16 protein-coding genes are annotated in these 16,651 nt (G+C 69.7%); 5 read left to right on the top strand and 11 right to left on the bottom strand.

Going from position 1 to position 16,651, the window contains the following annotated elements:
* Positions 1 to 36 precede the first annotated feature (36 nt).
* The 3 genes from LI336_RS03200 to LI336_RS03190 form a co-directional block, all read right to left on the bottom strand.
* Complete coding sequence (locus tag LI336_RS03200; protein WP_227131178.1) at positions 37 to 825, bottom strand: 2-oxo acid dehydrogenase subunit E2; 789 nt, start codon at positions 823 to 825, stop codon at positions 37 to 39.
* A gap of 143 nt (positions 826 to 968) precedes the next feature.
* Complete coding sequence (locus tag LI336_RS03195; protein ID WP_227131177.1) at positions 969 to 2,018, bottom strand: hypothetical protein; 1,050 nt, start codon at positions 2,016 to 2,018, stop codon at positions 969 to 971.
* Between the two features lie 689 nt (positions 2,019 to 2,707).
* A complete protein-coding gene (locus tag LI336_RS03190; RefSeq protein WP_227131176.1) occupies positions 2,708 to 3,931 on the bottom strand; it encodes an MFS transporter in 1,224 nt (407 codons plus the stop codon).
* A gap of 284 nt (positions 3,932 to 4,215) precedes the next feature.
* Here LI336_RS03190 and LI336_RS03185 point away from each other — a divergent pair, with 284 nt between their 5' ends.
* Positions 4,216 to 4,617, top strand: coding sequence for a carboxymuconolactone decarboxylase family protein (locus LI336_RS03185; protein WP_227131175.1), 402 nt, complete (start codon positions 4,216 to 4,218; stop codon positions 4,615 to 4,617).
* A gap of 146 nt (positions 4,618 to 4,763) precedes the next feature.
* On the opposite strand, the gene LI336_RS03180 is transcribed toward LI336_RS03185, so the two are convergent.
* The 8 genes from LI336_RS03180 to LI336_RS03145 all read right to left on the bottom strand — a co-directional run bounded on the left by LI336_RS03180 (position 4,764) and on the right by LI336_RS03145 (position 12,971).
* Positions 4,764 to 6,197 carry an NAD(P)/FAD-dependent oxidoreductase gene (locus tag LI336_RS03180; RefSeq protein ID WP_227131174.1) on the bottom strand — a complete coding sequence of 478 codons (1,434 nt, stop codon included), beginning with the start codon at positions 6,195 to 6,197 and terminating at the stop codon, positions 4,764 to 4,766.
* Between the two features lie 89 nt (positions 6,198 to 6,286).
* Positions 6,287 to 7,135 (bottom strand): helix-turn-helix transcriptional regulator, encoded by an 849-nt coding sequence (locus LI336_RS03175; RefSeq protein WP_227131173.1) that lies wholly within the window; start codon positions 7,133 to 7,135, stop codon positions 6,287 to 6,289.
* 88 nt (positions 7,136 to 7,223) lie between these two features.
* A complete protein-coding gene (locus tag LI336_RS03170) occupies positions 7,224 to 8,522 on the bottom strand; it encodes an NAD(P)/FAD-dependent oxidoreductase (protein WP_227131172.1) in 1,299 nt (432 codons plus the stop codon).
* Positions 8,523 to 8,793: 271 nt separating this feature from the next.
* Positions 8,794 to 10,167 (bottom strand): NAD(P)/FAD-dependent oxidoreductase, encoded by a 1,374-nt coding sequence (locus LI336_RS03165; protein WP_227131171.1) that lies wholly within the window; start codon positions 10,165 to 10,167, stop codon positions 8,794 to 8,796.
* Positions 10,168 to 10,290: 123 nt separating this feature from the next.
* Positions 10,291 to 10,629, bottom strand: coding sequence for a DUF7116 family protein (locus tag LI336_RS03160; protein WP_227131170.1), 339 nt, complete (start codon positions 10,627 to 10,629; stop codon positions 10,291 to 10,293).
* A gap of 139 nt (positions 10,630 to 10,768) precedes the next feature.
* Entirely contained in the window at positions 10,769 to 11,014 is a 246-nt protein-coding gene (locus tag LI336_RS03155; RefSeq protein ID WP_227131169.1) for a DUF5816 domain-containing protein, read from the bottom strand.
* A gap of 100 nt (positions 11,015 to 11,114) precedes the next feature.
* Positions 11,115 to 12,671: a hypothetical protein gene (locus tag LI336_RS03150; protein WP_227131168.1), complete on the bottom strand. Its 1,557-nt coding sequence runs from the start codon at positions 12,669 to 12,671 to the stop codon at positions 11,115 to 11,117.
* A 111-nt stretch (positions 12,672 to 12,782) separates the two neighbouring features.
* Positions 12,783 to 12,971, bottom strand: coding sequence for a hypothetical protein (locus LI336_RS03145; protein WP_227131167.1), 189 nt, complete (start codon positions 12,969 to 12,971; stop codon positions 12,783 to 12,785).
* A 251-nt stretch (positions 12,972 to 13,222) separates the two neighbouring features.
* Between LI336_RS03145 and dpsA (LI336_RS03140) the strand changes: the two genes are divergently transcribed.
* The 4 genes from dpsA (LI336_RS03140) to LI336_RS03125 all read left to right on the top strand — a co-directional run bounded on the left by dpsA (LI336_RS03140) (position 13,223) and on the right by LI336_RS03125 (position 16,571).
* Positions 13,223 to 13,768: a DNA starvation/stationary phase protection protein DpsA gene (dpsA, locus tag LI336_RS03140; RefSeq protein ID WP_227131166.1), complete on the top strand. Its 546-nt coding sequence runs from the start codon at positions 13,223 to 13,225 to the stop codon at positions 13,766 to 13,768.
* Between the two features lie 13 nt (positions 13,769 to 13,781).
* Complete coding sequence (locus LI336_RS03135; RefSeq protein WP_227131165.1) at positions 13,782 to 14,357, top strand: ferritin-like domain-containing protein; 576 nt, start codon at positions 13,782 to 13,784, stop codon at positions 14,355 to 14,357.
* Positions 14,358 to 14,359: 2 nt separating this feature from the next.
* Positions 14,360 to 14,929, top strand: a complete 570-nt coding sequence (gene dpsA / locus LI336_RS03130; RefSeq protein WP_227131164.1) for a DNA starvation/stationary phase protection protein DpsA — start codon at positions 14,360 to 14,362, stop codon at positions 14,927 to 14,929.
* A 208-nt stretch (positions 14,930 to 15,137) separates the two neighbouring features.
* Positions 15,138 to 16,571: a bifunctional metallophosphatase/5'-nucleotidase gene (locus LI336_RS03125; protein ID WP_227131163.1), complete on the top strand. Its 1,434-nt coding sequence runs from the start codon at positions 15,138 to 15,140 to the stop codon at positions 16,569 to 16,571.
* Positions 16,572 to 16,651 lie beyond the last annotated feature (80 nt).

Here is a 16,651-nt window from a genome sequence, read left to right as displayed (position 1 = left end):
GCTCGAACCGGTCGCGGGCCGCTACGCGCGTTCGAGTCACTCGGTCGCCGCGGGGAGCCCGCGTGCGTCCTCGACGAGTTCGACGAAGCGGTCGGCGAACCGGGCGGCGTCGGCGCCGTCGACGACGTCGTGGTCGACGGTCACGGTGAGCGAGAGCAGCTCGCGCGGTTCGAGTTCGCCGTCGACGTACCGGGGTTTCTCGGCGATGCCACCGACCGTGACCTGGACGGTATAGTTCGAGGGCGCGACCGCCCATCCGCCTCGCTCGCCCATCATCCCCACCGACGTGACGGCGACGGTGCCGGCGAGCGCCTTCCACCGGCGGGGGAACAGCCGGGGGAGTCGCCACGGCAGTCGTCGAACGAACCCGGGGAGCGAGAGCCCGAGGCGTTCGAGCCCCGAGAGCGACGCGTCGCCGGTCGACGCCTTCGCGTCCTGGACCTCGTCGTGGACCGCGCGCAGCGACCGCGCGTTCGCCGCGCGGACGACGTGAGGCACGCCGACGCGACCGGCGTCGGTCGGCTTCTCGATCAGGACGTTCACGTCCACGTCGTCGAAGGTGTGCACGCGACCGCGCCAGTCCCGGTACGCGTTCACGTGCGGGTGCTCGTCGACCGCGGCCGCCAGGCAGTGCACGACGAACGCCGTGAACGACAGTCGCGTCCCCGTCTCCGTCTCGTACCGTCGGATGCGTCGACGTGCCGCCGTCACGTCCGCCTCGACGAGGCCGTGGACGTTGCTTCGGCCGCTCGCGACGCGCATGTAGTCCACGGTCGCCCGACGACGCGCCGGCAGCGAGTCGACGCGGTCACCGCCGTTGCTCATGTCGACGTCGACGACGCCCCGGACCAAACGTCTTCGTCCGACGCACCGACCGCCAGTCGGGTCGTGGTCGCGACGCCGCCCGAGAGCTGCCAGCGGTCGCGACGCCACGCGAGGGATGTCCGCCGTCGCAGCGACCTTCGGTGTTACCGCCAGTCGAGGCCCCGCGGGTCGCTGGGCGGTGCGAGCGGGCTCGTCGGGAGGTCCTCGCTCGGCTCGGGGTCGTTGTACGCCTTCGGGGCGACGTCGTTCGGCGCGTCCGGGTAGAACAGCGACGCGATGGCGTGGAGGTGCTCGCGGCCGACGTCGAGCTCGAACTGCCCGCCGCCGTACATCTCGACGTCGTGCTCGCGACAGTAGTCGAGCGTGTCGAACAGCGCCTCGACGCTCCCGAACCGCGACGGCTTCACGTTCAACCACTCGGGCTCCCAGGGCAGGCCCTCGACGGTTTCGACGCTCCGTATCGGGTAGTCCCACGTCACGCGCTCGACGTTCGCCTCCAGGAGGGGTCGGGTCTCGTCGGTCACCTCGGGGTCCTCGACGAGCGCGTCCGGGAACCCCTCGACGACGCGCTCGTAGAGCTCGGGGTCGGCGGGCTGGTCGACGTCCGTTCCGTGATACTGTCCTTTGAGGTCGAGCGTCCGCACGGCGTCCGTCGCCGCGAGCGTCTCGACGACGTCGTCGGTCCAGTCCGACGTCGGGTCGAGCTTGAACTCCAACTCGGGGTTGCGGTCGAGCCAGTCGAGGACGCGCTCGCCGGTCGGCGGGTCCTCCAGGCGCGTGCTGACGACGAACCGCACGGGGTCGTACTCGCGGTCGAGCTGGGTGGCGAGGTCCGTCTCCGCCTGCTTCAACGCGAGGTCAAGCGCCGCGCTCTCGAACGCCCACTGGCGGTAGTTCCGGAAGATCGGCTGGCCGGGTTCCTCGCCGAAGAACAGGTCACCGTCCGCGATGTACGAGGAGAACGAATCGAGCGTGTACTCGCCGGCGAGCGCGAGGTTCGTGCCGGCGTCGTGGAACGCGTCCTGGGCCTCTGTCTCGTACGTGACGTCCTCGCCACGCCCCGTCTCGCCGTCGCCGTGCAGCGCGACGACGGTGGACGCGCGCGTGAACCCGCTCGACGTCTCGCGCTCGAACCACTCCAGATCGTAGTCCTCGATGCGGACGTCCAGGTCCGCGACGGCGTCGTAGAGCATCACCGTCGACTACGGTGGGGCGGTACAAGAAAGCCGACGGCTATACGGACAAGTGAACCAGCGCTCCGAGTGGACCACTCTTCGGGGAGTCCGATGCTCGGGCGAGTACGCGTCGACCTTGAGACGGCGTCGGTCGGGACGCCTGTGGCGCTCGTCGCCCCGGCCGGAACGCGCCCGTCGTCGTTCCACGCGCGTACGAGTTCGCGACGGACGGCTCTCGGCGGGAGAGATGTTCGCCCGGAACACTAACGACCGACGTCATCCCTGGCGGCGTGCCGAGTCTGCCGGGAAACCCTCGTGCCGGGCGGGCCGTACGCGGCCAACGAGCACTCTCGTGCTGGAATGTTGCATGCCCGGGTTCTCCGCACCGTCATCGCACCCGATTGCCGGGTCTACTGGGGCGGGGACTGAGGCACGCACCTCCTCGTTCGCCGGGTACGCGGGTATGTCTTGCGGGTCCGGCACGTATCGGCCGTCCAGTGGACCTGATTAGCCTCCCATCCGGTCCGGCACTGCTCGCGCGTTTCCCCCGTCGACGACCTCCGTCGTGCAGACACCTCATTTCGAAGACGGGGTCGGAGACGACCCGCTGCTGGTCGCCGAGTGCGGTGCGTGCGACCACGTCATCACCGTCAAACCTCACCCTGGTAGCGACTCTTCGCTCACCGCGCGCTCGCTCGCTTCCGCGGTCACTCCGCGATGGGGACCTCCCACGCGAGCACGAGCGCCGAGCCGACGACGAGGACGCCACCGGCGACGGCGAGCGCGACGAGTGGCGAGACGACGTCCGAGACGACGCCAGTCCCGAGCTGGAACGGGACGACGGTGAGGCCGCTCACCATCGCCATCGCGGACAGGACGGTGGCGCGACCGACCGTGTCGACGCGGTCGTTGACGTACTGGCCGGCGAACGACCGCGTGACGTCTGCGAGACCGCGTGCGACGAGGAACGTCGGGAGCGCGAGTACGGGCACGACCGCCATCCCGACGAGTGCGGTGCCGACGACGAACGGGAGGGCGAGGAACCACGTGCGCATCCCGACGACGTCGCGTATCGCGCCGGTGTAGTAACTCAAGGCCGCGCCGACGAGACTGTACGCCGCGTAGAACCACCCGAGGAGCGATTCGACGCGTGCGGCGGCGACGCCGAGGTCGACGACGACCGTCTCGAACACCGGCTGGAGGAACACGAACACGAGGTACGTCACCGCGGCGTACAGCACGTAGTAGTAGACGACGAGCGCGCGGACGTTCCGCCGGGCGAGCGTCTTGCGGACGATGTCGAGGATGCGTCCCAGTCCGAGCGCGTCCGTGTCGGCGTTCTCGTACGTCTCGGGGTCGTCCATCGTGAGGAGGACGACCGCCCCGACGGTGGTGACCGCGGCCGCGACGAACCACGGGTACGAGAGGTCGACGCTCCCGAGGTAGCCGCCGACGACTGCGGCGGCCGCGCCGACGGCGAGCGACACGGACTCGCCGCGGCCGCGGACCGTCGCGAACGCGCCCTCGTCGACGTCGTCGGTGACCGTGTCGTACAGCCACGCGTCCTCGCTACCCGACCGGAAGTTGTACCCCATCGACCAGACCGCGTACAGGACCACGAACGCCGGGAACGATTCCGCGAGGCCGATGCCGACGAGCGTCCCCGCGATGACGACCGTGCCGACGAGGAGGCTGTTCCGTCGACCGACGCGGTCGCCGACGTACCCCGTCGGTACCTCGCCGACGACCGTCGTCACGTTGTACGTCGCCTCGAGGATGGCGATCTGCGTGAACGACAGGTCCTGCGCAATCAGGAACAGGTACATGATGGGGCGGTAGAACTCGACCGCCTTCGTCGCCTTGTAGACGTAGTACTTGCGGACGCTCGGTGGCGTCCCGTGGCGCACGCGACTCGGCGACGACCACGTCATCGCCCGTTGATTCCGGAACCGCCCTCAATTACGTTCCGTTAATACGACCTGTAGAAATCGTAATACTGGGGTGCCTCACGCCCACGTCCAGGCTTTCAGCGGGCCCCGTTCGTGGACGTTCTCGACTGGTCCGAAGGTGTCGGGTTCGGTCGCCCTTCGGTAAGCAAGCTGCTGGCTCGTGGAAGATACTGCTAAGCGATTCTATGCGAGAGAATAGCATGGGCGTCGTGCTGGGCGTGTCCCGTCCGCGGACGCGACGGCACGGCTCCCGGGACGAGAGACACATGGCATCAGCGCAAACACGAGGCGAAGTCGAGGAGTACCTCGGGCAAGTCCCGAGCTTCATCGAGGGACTCCCCGAGGCCGCGGCCGACCACGGCTGGGGCATGATGCGGGACTTCCAACTGGCAGAGACCGAGCTCTCGGGCCGCGAGAAGGCGCTCGTCGGGCTGGGCGCGGCAGCGGCCATCCAGTGTCCGTACTGCATCCACTTCCACAAGGCCGAAGCGAAGATCGAGGGCGCGTCCGAGGCGGAACTGACCGAAGCCGTCGGCACCGCCAGCGGCGTCAAGTACTTCTCGACGGTCCTCCACGGCAGCGAGATCGACCTCGACGCGTTCGAACGCGAGACCGAACAAATCGTCGAGTACGTCGAACAACAGCAGGCAGCACCGGGCGACGACTGACCCCCTTCCAGTTCCTTTCTTTGCTCGCACTCGCTTGGACGCTGCGTGATCCGGCGTCCCGGGATGAGCGTGCGTTCCCACCGCGCGACTGCGACGCCCCCGACCACGAGTGCCTCGACGCCTCGGTCGCGGTTTCGACGCCCCGGTCATCCGAACCGCGAGCCGAGTGCGGCGGCCAGTCGACGCAGGTCCGAGCCGGTCGTGGAGCGTCGAGCGCGTGCGTTCCCGACCGCGACCGCGAGCACCCGACGGACCACCCCAGGATGCACCAGCGCAGTCGGCGGGTCCTGCATCGCGATGACGCGCATGAGTGCCTCGCGGAGGTGGCCGTCCTCCTGGGCCGCTCGCATCACGTGGTCGAAGTACGCGGTGAACGCCCTGACGTGGGGCGGCACGGTGGTGTCGCCGGGCGCGAAGGACGCGTCGGCACCGATCGCCATCTCCCACGCGTGGTCGACGACGGGCGACGCGCGCTCGAAGAACCGCGCCGAGAGCGCTCGCGACCCGCCGCTGGCGAGCGCGTGATGGAGCGCGAGCGCCTCGAGCGCGCTCACTGACATCCCCTGCCCGTAGATGGGGTTGAAGCTCGCGATGGCGTCCCCGACGACCAGGAGACCGTCCGGTAACGCGTCCGCGTCGAGGGCCTCGTAGCGCCGGCGGCGACTGGACGGGAACCTGTACGCGTGGACGTCGCCGACCGGCGAGCGCTCGTCGAGCGCGGTCGCGGCGGCGTTCGTCGGGAGCGACGCCGCGAACTCGCGGACGCCCTCGAGGTCGGTCGGTGGGTGGTCGCCGGCGACGCCGTGGACGTTCACCAGCCACGTGCCGTCCTCGACCGGGAATACCGCTTCGCCGCGCGTTCGTGGCGCGGACGCCATCGCCAGCGTCGTCGCGCGCTCCTCGGGTGGGCGCTCCACGGCCACGGTCGCGTACCCAACGTCGATCGGGACGTCGACGACCGGCGGTTCGGCGAATCCGTTCGTCGCGAGCCATCGCGGAGTACGGCTCGCGCGCCCGGTCGCGTCGACCACGACGTCCGCGGGGAGGCGGTCGGCTTCGGCGGTGCCCTCGCGGCGTTCCACGCCAGCGAGAGTCGTCCCCGTGTCGTCGAGGAGGTAGTCAGTGACGCGCGTACCGCCTCGAACTGTCACCGCCGGCAGCCTGGTGACGTGCTCGCGGAGCACGCGCTCGAACAGCGGGCGCGTCGCGGCGTAGAACGGCATCCGACGCGGCCCGTCCGCGAGGTACTCGTCGTGGCCGTAGAACCGGAACTGGCTCGCGCCGTCCAAGAGTACGCCGCCCGCGGCGAGCAGCGACTCGCAGTAGCCCGGACAGAGGTCTTCGACGGTCGCGCGCCCGGCCTCGAGGAGCGCGTGTATCTGGGTGGCTTGCGGGACGCCGTCGCGCTGGCTGGCGTCCTCGGGGAGGACGTCGCGTTCGAGGACGACGACCTCGTCGAAGGCGTCGGCGAGCACGCGCGCCGCCAGCAGCCCGGCGACGCTCCCGCCGACGACGACCGCTCGGTCACCGCACTCGTCGACGACGTCCGGGTCGTACCGCTCGAGTTCGTCCAGCGTCATACTCGAACGGACGGGCTGTCGGCACGTCCCATTACGCGGCGAGGATTCGCTCGAACCACGAGGTCGTGCCCACGCCGTGAGACCCGTCCTCACTCCGCGAGCGTATCGGCCTCGATAGGGGTCGCGGCCGCCCGATAGCGTTCGAAGAGATCCAGCGCCCACTCGCGGACCCGTGGGTTCGTGCTCTCGATGGGGACGCCGTAGGACTCGCTGACGGCGTCGGGCCCGCTTGCCTTCACGAGGACGGTCTCGTCGAACACGTAGAGGTTGCACGGGATGGGGCCGTCGACGACCCACGTTTCGGCGTTCGTCGACAGCATCTCCCGCCAGCGCTGTACTCGTTCCGGGGCTGCGAAGACCTGCGCGGCGACGTCCCGGGTGACGACGAACGTCGCGTCGAGGTCGCCACCGACGATCTCGTCGTGCATCGGTCGTGCGAGCGCCTCCGGCGGCGCCCACTCGCTCATCACCCACATCTCGTCGGCCGCACGGGCGAGCCCCGCGAAGTACCGCCCGGTCTCGACGGGATCGCCGCCCTCGGGCTGCCGGACGTGGGCGTCCCGGAAGTGCGCGAGGTCGATGGGGTGTTCGTCGCGCGGGAGCCAGTCGACGGCGTCGCCGAGGCGACGGAGGGCGACGGCCGCGTCCAGCGCGGGCTCGAACGCGTCCACGAGCGCGGCTCCCGTTGCGGTCGTCGCGTACGTGCCGTCGTCGCGTCGCTCCACCCAGTGCCGGTCCTCGAACTCGTTCACGATGCGGTCGAGGGTCGTCCGGGAGACGCCCGTGTCGTCGGCGAGCGCGCGCCGCGACGCCGGAGCTTCGGCGAGCGCCACGAGGATGCGGACGCGGTTCGCGGAGCGCGCCAGGAACGCGACGTCCGCGAGCGCGTCGCCGCGCTCACCCTCGAACGCGTCGTCGGTGGCGGTCGAAGACTCCATACGCACCCCTTCGTGCTAGTCAGTAACAAAGGTTGGTTGGTGGCGCGGCCCGCGACCGCGCCCGCACCGAGGTCAGCGTCGCCGCCACTCAGCGCGCCGACGCGTCCTCGAGGTGCCGGAACTCCCAGTCGTTCGTCCACGCACGCCACGCGCGCTGCAGCATCGGCTTGCTCCCGAGCATGTTCGCGACCAGTACCGGGTGGCGTGCGAGCCGCGCGAACGCCTTCCGCGGGTTCCGGTCGACGTCCTCCACGTCGATTCCCGAGACAGCCTCCATGACGCCCGAGAGGATGTCCGGGCGGCCGTCCTCGAGCGCGCCCCGGACGACGTACGCGAGGCGGTACTCGTCGCGGAGTCGCGCGTACAACGCGTCCGGGTACGCCTCGAGCACGTCGGCGTCGGCGTGCACGGCGGCGAGGTACGACGACTCGATGGCCTGCGAGATACCCTTGCCAGTGAAGCGATTCGCGATACCGGCGGCGTCCCCGACCCGGACGACGCCGCGGTCGGGGAGCCACGTCCGCTCGGGGTCGAGCGACGGCCCGCGCGGTATCGTGTAGACGTTCGCCTGCTCGCGCGTCGGCACCGGCCAGTCGTTGCGCTCGCAGGCCGCCTCGAACGCCGCCATGTAGCTCTCCGGCTGGCGGTCCTGCGCCCACCCGATGCCGACGTTCGCGCGCGACTCCGACTTCGGGAACACCCACGAGTACCCGAGGTAGTTCTCGAACACGATGCGCGAGTCCGGATACAGGTCCGAGAAGTCGCCCTCGACGTCCGCGTTCAGCGCCGTCATCGCACCCGCGTACTCCGCGGTCGTCCCCTCTATCTTGCTCGCGAGCGACGGCTGGCCGGTCGCGTCCACCACGAGGTCGTGTCGCTCGCAGAGGGCATCGAAGTCGGCCTTCGACACGCCCGTGTTCTCTCGGACGTCCACGCCATCCTCGCGGAGTCGGGCCGCCCACGCACGTTCGACGAGCGCACGGTCCGTGACGTACGCTCGCGACGCCGGGAACCGCCCCGTCCCCGCGAGCTCGCGGTCGTCGACGTCGCCCGTGAACACCTGCACCTCGAAGATCGGCGTGTCGTTCGCGAACCCGTTCTCCGGCGTCTTCTCCAGGGGGATACGGGTCACGTCCGTCATCGCCTCCCCGCAGTTCACGCGCTTCTCGTCGAACGACTGGCGCTCGTAGAGCTCGACGTCCCAGTCCAGGCGCGAGAACGCGTGCGCCGCCGCGAGCCCCGCCATCGCACCGCCGACGACCGCCACCGACCGCTCGCCGTCGGCGGCCCCGCCAGTCCGCAGTCCACTCCCGCGTCCGGTCGCTCGCACGTCCACGTCCTCGCGGAACGCGTCGAAGGGGTCCAGCGTTCCGTCTCCAGCAGTCATATCCCGTCAGTTCGGTCGCCCGCAGTAAAAGCCGTCGCACCGCGGCACGCGACCGGGGGTGTCGTCAAGGGCCGATTCGCGGCACGCGACCGGGGGTGTCGTCAAGGGCCGATACGCGGCACGCGACCGGGGGTGTCGTCAAGGGCCGATACGCGGCACGCGACCGGGGGTGTCGTCAAGGGCCGATTCGCGGCACGCGACCGAGGGTGTCGATAAGAGTCGATTCGCGGCACGCGACCGGGGGTGTCGAGACCTGGCGATTCTCGACTCCTCAGACCCGGTACTCGTCCTCGGTGATCTGGACGTAGCCGTCCTTCTTCAGCGACCGCTTCTGCCACTTGTACTGCGCGAGGAGCTTCAGCGCGCCCGGCCCGGCGCTGAGGCGTCGCGAGAGGAGTTTCCCATCGCCGCCGTCGCCGAGCATCCGGCTCGCGAGACTGAACGTGCGGTCCCAGTCGTCGGGGTCGTACTCGGCGACGAGGTCCGCGAACGCGACGTTCCGGATGAGCTCCGTGCCGATGGCGCGCCGCCACTCGTCGTTGTACCGCGAAAGCGAGTCCGTCGCGGCGAGTTCGCCCGCGATCTTCCCGGAGCGCACCGCGACGTGATAGCCGCCCTCGTGGAACGCGCTCGTCGTGCCCATCGCGCCACCGGCGACCGCGATACCGGCGCCGACCGGGGAGTCGATGGGGCGCGTCGACGAGATCGGGTACGTCTCCGTCCCGCTCGACTTCCCGCGGTCCTCGACGCGCGGGAAGTCCTCCTCGACGTCGTACTCGTCGCCGTACACGCGCTCCAGGAGGCGCTCGATGTACTCGCTGGCCTTCGGGAGACTCTCGTCCTCGGGGTCGAGCAACCGGTACGCTTCGGGGTGCTCGACGTCGTCGAGCGTCATCCCGATCGGCATCGTGAGGCCGACGCGCGCGACGTTCCCGTCGTTCGGGAACACCCACGGGTACGCGGTCTCGCCCGGCATCCACCCCCACCAGAACTTCAGTCGGTCGTCCTCGAACGCGCCCTCGGGGAACTCGCGGTGCTCCTGGTACGCGATGTGGTTCGCCTTCGGGGGCGACATGACGTCGCTCGCCGCGCGATGCTCCGGGAGGAACGAATCGAGCACGCCCATCGACACCTGGCGTTGCGGGCCGTCCGCGAGCACCACGTACTTCGCTTCGACGTCCTCGCCGTCAGCGAGATGGACGGTGTGGCGGTACTCCGCGTCGAGGTCGGTGTCCACACCGCGGACGGAGACGCCGACGTCGTACGTCGCGCCCGCGGCCTCGGCTTGCTCGCGGAGGAAGTCGTCCATGCGAGCGCGCTGGAACGTGTACCCGAACCGGTCGTACCCGGACTCGATACCGGTCGCGTACATCGTCGCGGTCTCGGTCGGCCCGATGAACTCCACGCAATCGAGTTCCTGGAGGACGACGTCGTCGGGGAGTTCGCCGGGGTCGATGTCCATGATGTCTATCCAGTAATCGAGCATCCCCGCGGCGTCCGTCGAGTCCGGACCGAGGCCGTCGCGGTCGGCGCGCGGCACGCCCTTCTCGAGGAGGAGGGCGTCGGCGCCGTTGCGCGCGGCTTCCCAGACCGCGCTCGTCCCCGCGGGCCCGCCACCGACGACGGCAACGTCGACACGCTTCATACGCCAACACCGGTTGGGCCGGGATAATAAACGGTCCGAACCGCGGCCGCTATCGCTCGTCGCTGGGCCGTCGCTCGCGACCCAAGAATCGGTGGTGTCGGGCACGCCGACAGCGTCGGCGTGCTACCGGAGCGGGTCCTGTGGCGGATGGATGACGTCGTAGCCGCCGTCGGTGCCCGCTGCGGGGGCGTCGGTCACGGAGAGTATCGCCCAGTCGTAGTCGGGTTTGTCCGCGAGGAGTTTCTCCCGTAGCGAATCGGCGGTATCCTCGGGCGTCACGAAGCAGCGGAGGTCGCCGCCGGTCGGGGTCTCGGGCACGTCGCGCGTCGGATTCACGAAGACGGTCTTCCAGTCTCGTTCGGCGCGGAACTCGCCGGGTGCGTCGGTCACGTCGTAGCCCAGGCCGCGGAAGATCGTCTTGGCGCGCTCGTGCAGGTTCTCGGTCGTGGTACCAGAGACCATTCGATACGTGTTATCACACACCGAGGACATAAAGTTGTTGTATAAACACGTCTTCGGGTTCGAAGACGAAGACGGCGCTACGGAGCCGGTACCGTCCGTCACGAGCGTGATAGCTTCGATGAGGGTTACGGGGCGGCGGTCACTCGTGGGCGGCGTCCCACTCGGTCGGTTTCCGGAAGTTCCCGCACTCGTTGCACTGGATGCGCCCCATCGAGTCCATCGCGTTGTCGAACGTCGAGCAGTTCGCGCAGAACCAGCCGTACTTGCGTTCGGCGTCACTCGTCCGGTACACCACCATGAACGGCGCCTTCGAGCCGCGGTCACCCTCCGTGGTCGAGACGTACACCGTCTCGCCGTCGTCGGTCTCGTGGGGGTCCAACTCCATGCATCGACGAAGTCGACGCCGCGACTTAGTGCTGTTCGTCCCGGCCACCGCGGGCATCGCACCGACGGTCGGGCACCGCGGGCATCGCACCGACGGTCGGTCACTCCCGGGGTCGTCGTCGGGCGCGCGTCGCGTCGTCGACGCGTTCGACCGCGGACGCCTCGCCGTCGTACGCGAACTGGAACGGCCCGTCGCCCCACTGGAACGGCCCGCGCTCCGGTGGCGTCGCGGTCCGGTACCGTACGACGTCCGCGCGGTCGGCGTACGCGAGCGTGTTCCGGAGGGCGCGGTCGCGGTACAGTTGCTCCGTGACGAGCGACCGGGACGGCGTCGCGTCGACGGCGCGGCGCTCGAAGACGAGGACTGTCGACTCGTCGTCGAGCCCGGGGTCGCTCACCACGAGCGCGTCGCCCTCGCGGTCGACGACCACGCCGTCGGTCGGCCGGAGCGACAGTTCGGGGGCGTCGAGTTCGAACGCGGCCGCGAACCCCTCGGCGTACGCGCTCGCGAACGCGTACGTCCCGCCGCCGAGGAACGGAACCGCGAAACCATCGCCCGACGGCGGCGTGCCGTCGTGTGCGAGCCGGAGCGTCCACGAGACGCGCTCGCCGGGGAGGATGGGCTCGCTGATGTCGTTCCGCCCACGCCACGTGAGCGGTCTCCACGCACCGTCGGCGAGTCGGTACAGTCCCCACTGGTCGGTGCGACCGACGAGGTTCCGTTCGGTGTGGTTGACGAGTTCGAACGAGAGCGCACTCGGTGCCGCGACCCGACGCGTCGCTGGCGCCACCCACGCCCGAACGCGAGGCGTCACGTCGTGATACCACGTGTCGACCGACGACAGCGGCGGGAGTCCCGACCCGACGCCGTCCGCTGGGGTCGTCGGCCCGGGTTCGGTCAGGTCCCAGACGTGTGCGGTCGTCGCGAGTCCCCCCTCACCCAGCCGGTACCGCCCCGCCGCGACGGACGTGACGCCGGCATCGCCCGTGGCCTGCGTCGCTGCCGAGTCACTGTCGTCGGTCGGCGTCGCGTCGTCGCGACCCGGGTCGACGCCGACGAGCGCGTACCGGCCGGTCGCGTTCCCCCACGGGCCGATCTCCACCTCCGCGGGCAGCCACGCGTCGACGCCCGGGACCGTCCACGAACCGTCGTCGGACTGGGCGACGGCGGGCGTCGACGACGAGAACGGGTGGTCCGGCGTCGGCGCGAGCGCGAACGCACCAGCGCTCGCGGCGGACCCATCGTCGTCGGCCGCTCCCGTCTCGACGGGGTGGTAGACCGGTTCGGGGTCGAACGCGGGGATGCCCCGCGTGTCGACGGTCATCGTCGTGTCCGAGCGGTTCCGGAGCGTCGCGCGAAGCGTCGCCGGCCGCGACGCCGTCGCGTCCCGTTCGAACCCGACGCGCAGGACCAGCGAGTTCGAGGACCCGGTCTCGGCGGGCGAGAACGCGACCACGCGGTCGGCGGCCGGGAGCGCCGCGGTCGTCCCCTCGAACTGCGAGTACGGCACGGGACGGAGCGCGCGCTGGGTCCCCGTCCCGGTCGGCGGGTCGTCGACGCCGAACGTCCCACGGCCACGGCGTTCGTCGCTCTCGAACGCGCTACAGCCCGCGCCGAGGGACGCGGTGAACGCGGAGAGGACGGCGCGTCGTCGCATCACCGGGTGCTAGGGCTTCCGGCGGCATACCTCTTGGCGACGGTGCGGCGTCGACCCTCGTCGGTCTCGGCGCCATCGAATCGAAAAGCACTCGCGCTCGACGTCGCTGTCCTACTCCCGAACGTCGACGGTCACGTCGGTCGAGATCCACCCATCTACGTTGTCCTCCTCGGTCAGTAGCTTCCGACCGGGTCGGGTCTCGTGGAGGGAGAGCGTCGGGACCCCGCGCCCGGTGTTCGCTTCAAGGGCTGTAGAGCGCTCGCCAGCGACACTCTCGTCGGTCTCCGAATCCCCGTCCATGCACGCTTTAGGCCGACCTTAATATTAAAGCGTTCCGTTGCTGTCCGCTCCCACGCGAACCACATATCGGTGCGCAGTGGGTTCGACTCCGTGCCGAGGACAGGAGCATTCGTACCGACGAAAGGAGCACCCACCTGCAGACGTTCCACCCTGAAGTGGTACGCGTCCCGGCCGTACGTCTCCCCAAGACGGACCATCGGAACGAGAAACGAAACTACGGTTAAGTGTTCATCGAACAAACAGTACTCGGCATGAGTTCCCAGCAGTCTATCCGCCAACAGTACGGGACGGTTCAAGCGAACGCGCTCAAACTGGACGAGGAGAAGGCCAAGCAGAGCGTCGATGCCCTGAACACCGACCTCGCGAACGCGTACGTCCTCTACCACCAGCTCCGGAAGCACCACTGGAACGTCGACGGCGCGGAGTACGACCAGCTCCACGACTGGTTCGGTGACGCCGCCGAGGACGCGGAGACGGCCGCCGACGAGATGGCCGAACGCGTAGCGGCGCTCGGCGGCGTCCCCGTCAGCGGCCCGGCGGCGCTCGAATCGCACGCAACAGTCGACTTCGAGGGCGAGGACGTCTACGACGCCAGAACGTCGCTCGAGAACGACCTCGAGACGTACGGCGACGTCATCGAGGCCGTTCGCGAGCACGTCACCGTCGCGGAGAACCTGGGCGACTACGCGACGAGCGAGGTCCTCCGGGACCACCTCGCGGAACTCGAAGCGGACGCGGACGACCTCCGCGGATTCCTGGCCGACGACACGCTCGTCCTCGAGAGCGCGATGCACTGATGGAGCGACTCGCATGACGGAGAAACACGGACCACTCGTTCGCGAACCCGAGACCGGCGACCGCCGGCAGGAGTGGGGTACCATCGCCGAGAACGCGGTCCGGATGGACCCCAGCGACGCGGAAGCGGTCGTCGACGCGTTGAGCGTCGACCACGCAGGGTCGTTCAACCTGTTCTACCTGCTCCGCAAGCACCACTGGACCGCCGAAGGCACGCACCACGAGGCAGTCGGCGACTTCCTCGCGGACGCTGCCCAGCGCGTCCGCGAGATGAACGACGAGGTCGCGGTCCGCATCGTCGAACTCGGCGGCATCCCACCGAACACGCCGCCGACGATCCAGGAACGCGCCGAGGTCCACCTCGAGGCCGAGGACCGCTACGACCTTCGCGCTTCGCTCGCGGGCGACCTCGAGGGGTACGCGACGCTGCTCGCCGGGATGCGCGACCACGTCGAACTCGTGGAGCGACGGGGCGACCAGACGTCTGGCACCCTCCTTCGCGACCACCTCGACGCGCTCGAACCGGACGCCGACACCATCCAGCAACTCCTCGAAGCGGACACGCTCGTTCGACCCGGGGTGCTGCAGTGACCATGTCCGGGACGTCACACCTCCGACGGCTCGACGAATCCCACGTCCGACAGGAGTGGGGGACGATGAGGGAGAACGCACTCCGGCTCGACCGCGACGCGGCCGAACGCCTGGTCACCGCGTTGAACGCCGAGGTAGCCGGACTCTACATCCTCTTCAACCAGGTACGCAAGCATCGATGGCTCGTCGAGGGCAGCGAGAGCGAACCCGTCGGCGACTTCCTCGCCGCGGCCGCGGACCGGCTCTCGGAGATGACGGACGACGTCGCCATCCGCATCCACGCGCTCGGCGGCGTGCCGGCGTGTGGCCCGATGGGGATCCGCGAGTACGCGCCGATGGACATCGAGGCAGCGCACCACTACGACGTCCGTTCGTCGCTCGAACGCGACCTCGACGGCTACGCGACGCTCGCGGCCCAGTGGCGCGCACACGTCGAACTCGCGGACGACCTCGGCGATGCGACGACGAGCGACCTCCTCCGCGGCCACCTCAAGACGCTCGAGGCGGACGCACACGTCCTCGCGAGGTGCCTCGCCGACGACACACTCGTCCGTAGCGACGCGATCCAGTAGCCTCGATCAGGCCGCTCCGCCGCGTCGATGCCCTCCCGCGTGGCACCTCGTTCTTCGCAGCGAGCACACACCCCTCGACAGAGGCGTCCTCCATCCCCGGTCGCTGTGGGCTCGCTGCCGGCATCGCGGCGGTCCGCCAAGGTGGTGATTCGAAACTGCCGTGTTTCGACACTCTCAAACGCGGCGAGTGCCTGCGTTCGCTGACTAGATGACTGCGCGTCTCCTCCACTACTCCGACGTCGAGAACGCCTTCGACGACCCCGAACGCATCGGTCGACTCGCGGGCCTCCTCACCGGCCTCGACGACGACGACGCCGTCGTCGTCGGGAGCGGCGACAACACCGCGCCGGGCGTGCTCTCGCTCGTCACCGAGGGCCGTCACTCGCTCCCGTTCTTCGAGGCGGTCGACGCGGACTTCGACACGTTCGGGAACCACGACTTCGACTACGGGCCGGACGTGACCCGTGAACTCGTCGCGGACTCCCCGCAGACGTGGCTCACCGCGAACGTCGAGGAGGAGACGTCGGCGACCGCGACCGACGGCGGTGCGGACGACCAGCGAGCCGTGGCCGTCGGGGACGCCGAGCGGTTCGCGAGCGAGCACACCGAGCCCTGGGTCGTCCGCGACGTCGACGGCATCTCGGTGGGGTTCTTCGGGGTGACGACGCCGGCGACGAACTCGATCAATCCGAACGCGACCGACGTCGCGTTCGCGGACCCCATCGCCGCGGGGGAGCGCGCGGCGGCCGCGTGCCGTGACGCGGGCGCGGAGTGCGTCGTCGCGGTCTCGCACCTCGGGACGGAGGACGACGAGCTCGCGGTCGCGGCGGACGTCGACGTCGTCCTCGGCGGGCACGTCCACAGCGAGATGGTCGAGCGCGTGGACGACGCGGTACTCCTTCGCCCGGGCGTGAACGGCCGTATCGCGTACGAGGTCGCGCTGGACGTGGACGACGACGGCGAGGTGACCGTGGACGTGACGCGTCACGAGGCCGCGAGCGCCGACGTCCACGAGGGCGTGGCCGAGGCGATGCGGGAGGCGATGGCGCGCGCGGACCTGAACGAGGTCGTCGCGCACGTCGAGAACCCCATCGAGCGCACGCAGGCGGCGGCGTTCCGCGGGGAGTCCCGCATCGGGAACTTCGTCGCGGACGCGTACCGGTGGGCGACCGGCGCGGACGTCGCCCTCCAGAACTCCGGGGGCGTCCGCGAGGGCGACCCGCTAGAGGGCGACGTCACTATCGCGGACGTGATGAGCGTCGTCCCGTTCCAGGAACCCGTCGCGGTCGCCGAGCTCACGGGCGCGGAACTCAAAGATACCATCACGCAAGCCCACGGCGCGAACCTCGCGTTCGGCGAACCCGACTGGTGGCACGCGCACCTCTCGGGTGCCACCGTCGTCTGGGACCGCGACCGCGACGAGATCATCGCACTCCGCGTCGACGGCGAACTCGTCGACGACGACGCGACGTACACGCTCGCAACCACCGACTACCTCTTCCACACCGAGCACGAGTTCCCCGCACTCGACGAATCCCACCGCGTCGACCTCGGCGACGTCCAGTACAAAGTGCTGGCCGCGTACGCCCGCGAGAACGGACTCGACCCACAGTTGGAAGGGCGGGTCGCCTGGTCCGACTGACTGCACGGGCATACGGGCGCCGCCAGGGGGCTGTTTCGTGATTGCTGTTGTTGCGTGGGATGGTGGTGTGGGGCGTGGTT

The sequence above is a fragment of the Halorubellus salinus genome, from assembly GCF_020567525.1.
GTDB lineage: Archaea > Halobacteriota > Halobacteria > Halobacteriales > Natrialbaceae > Halorubellus > Halorubellus salinus.
Note: the sequence above shows the minus strand (reverse complement) of the source record. Positions and strands in the feature narration are given on the sequence as shown.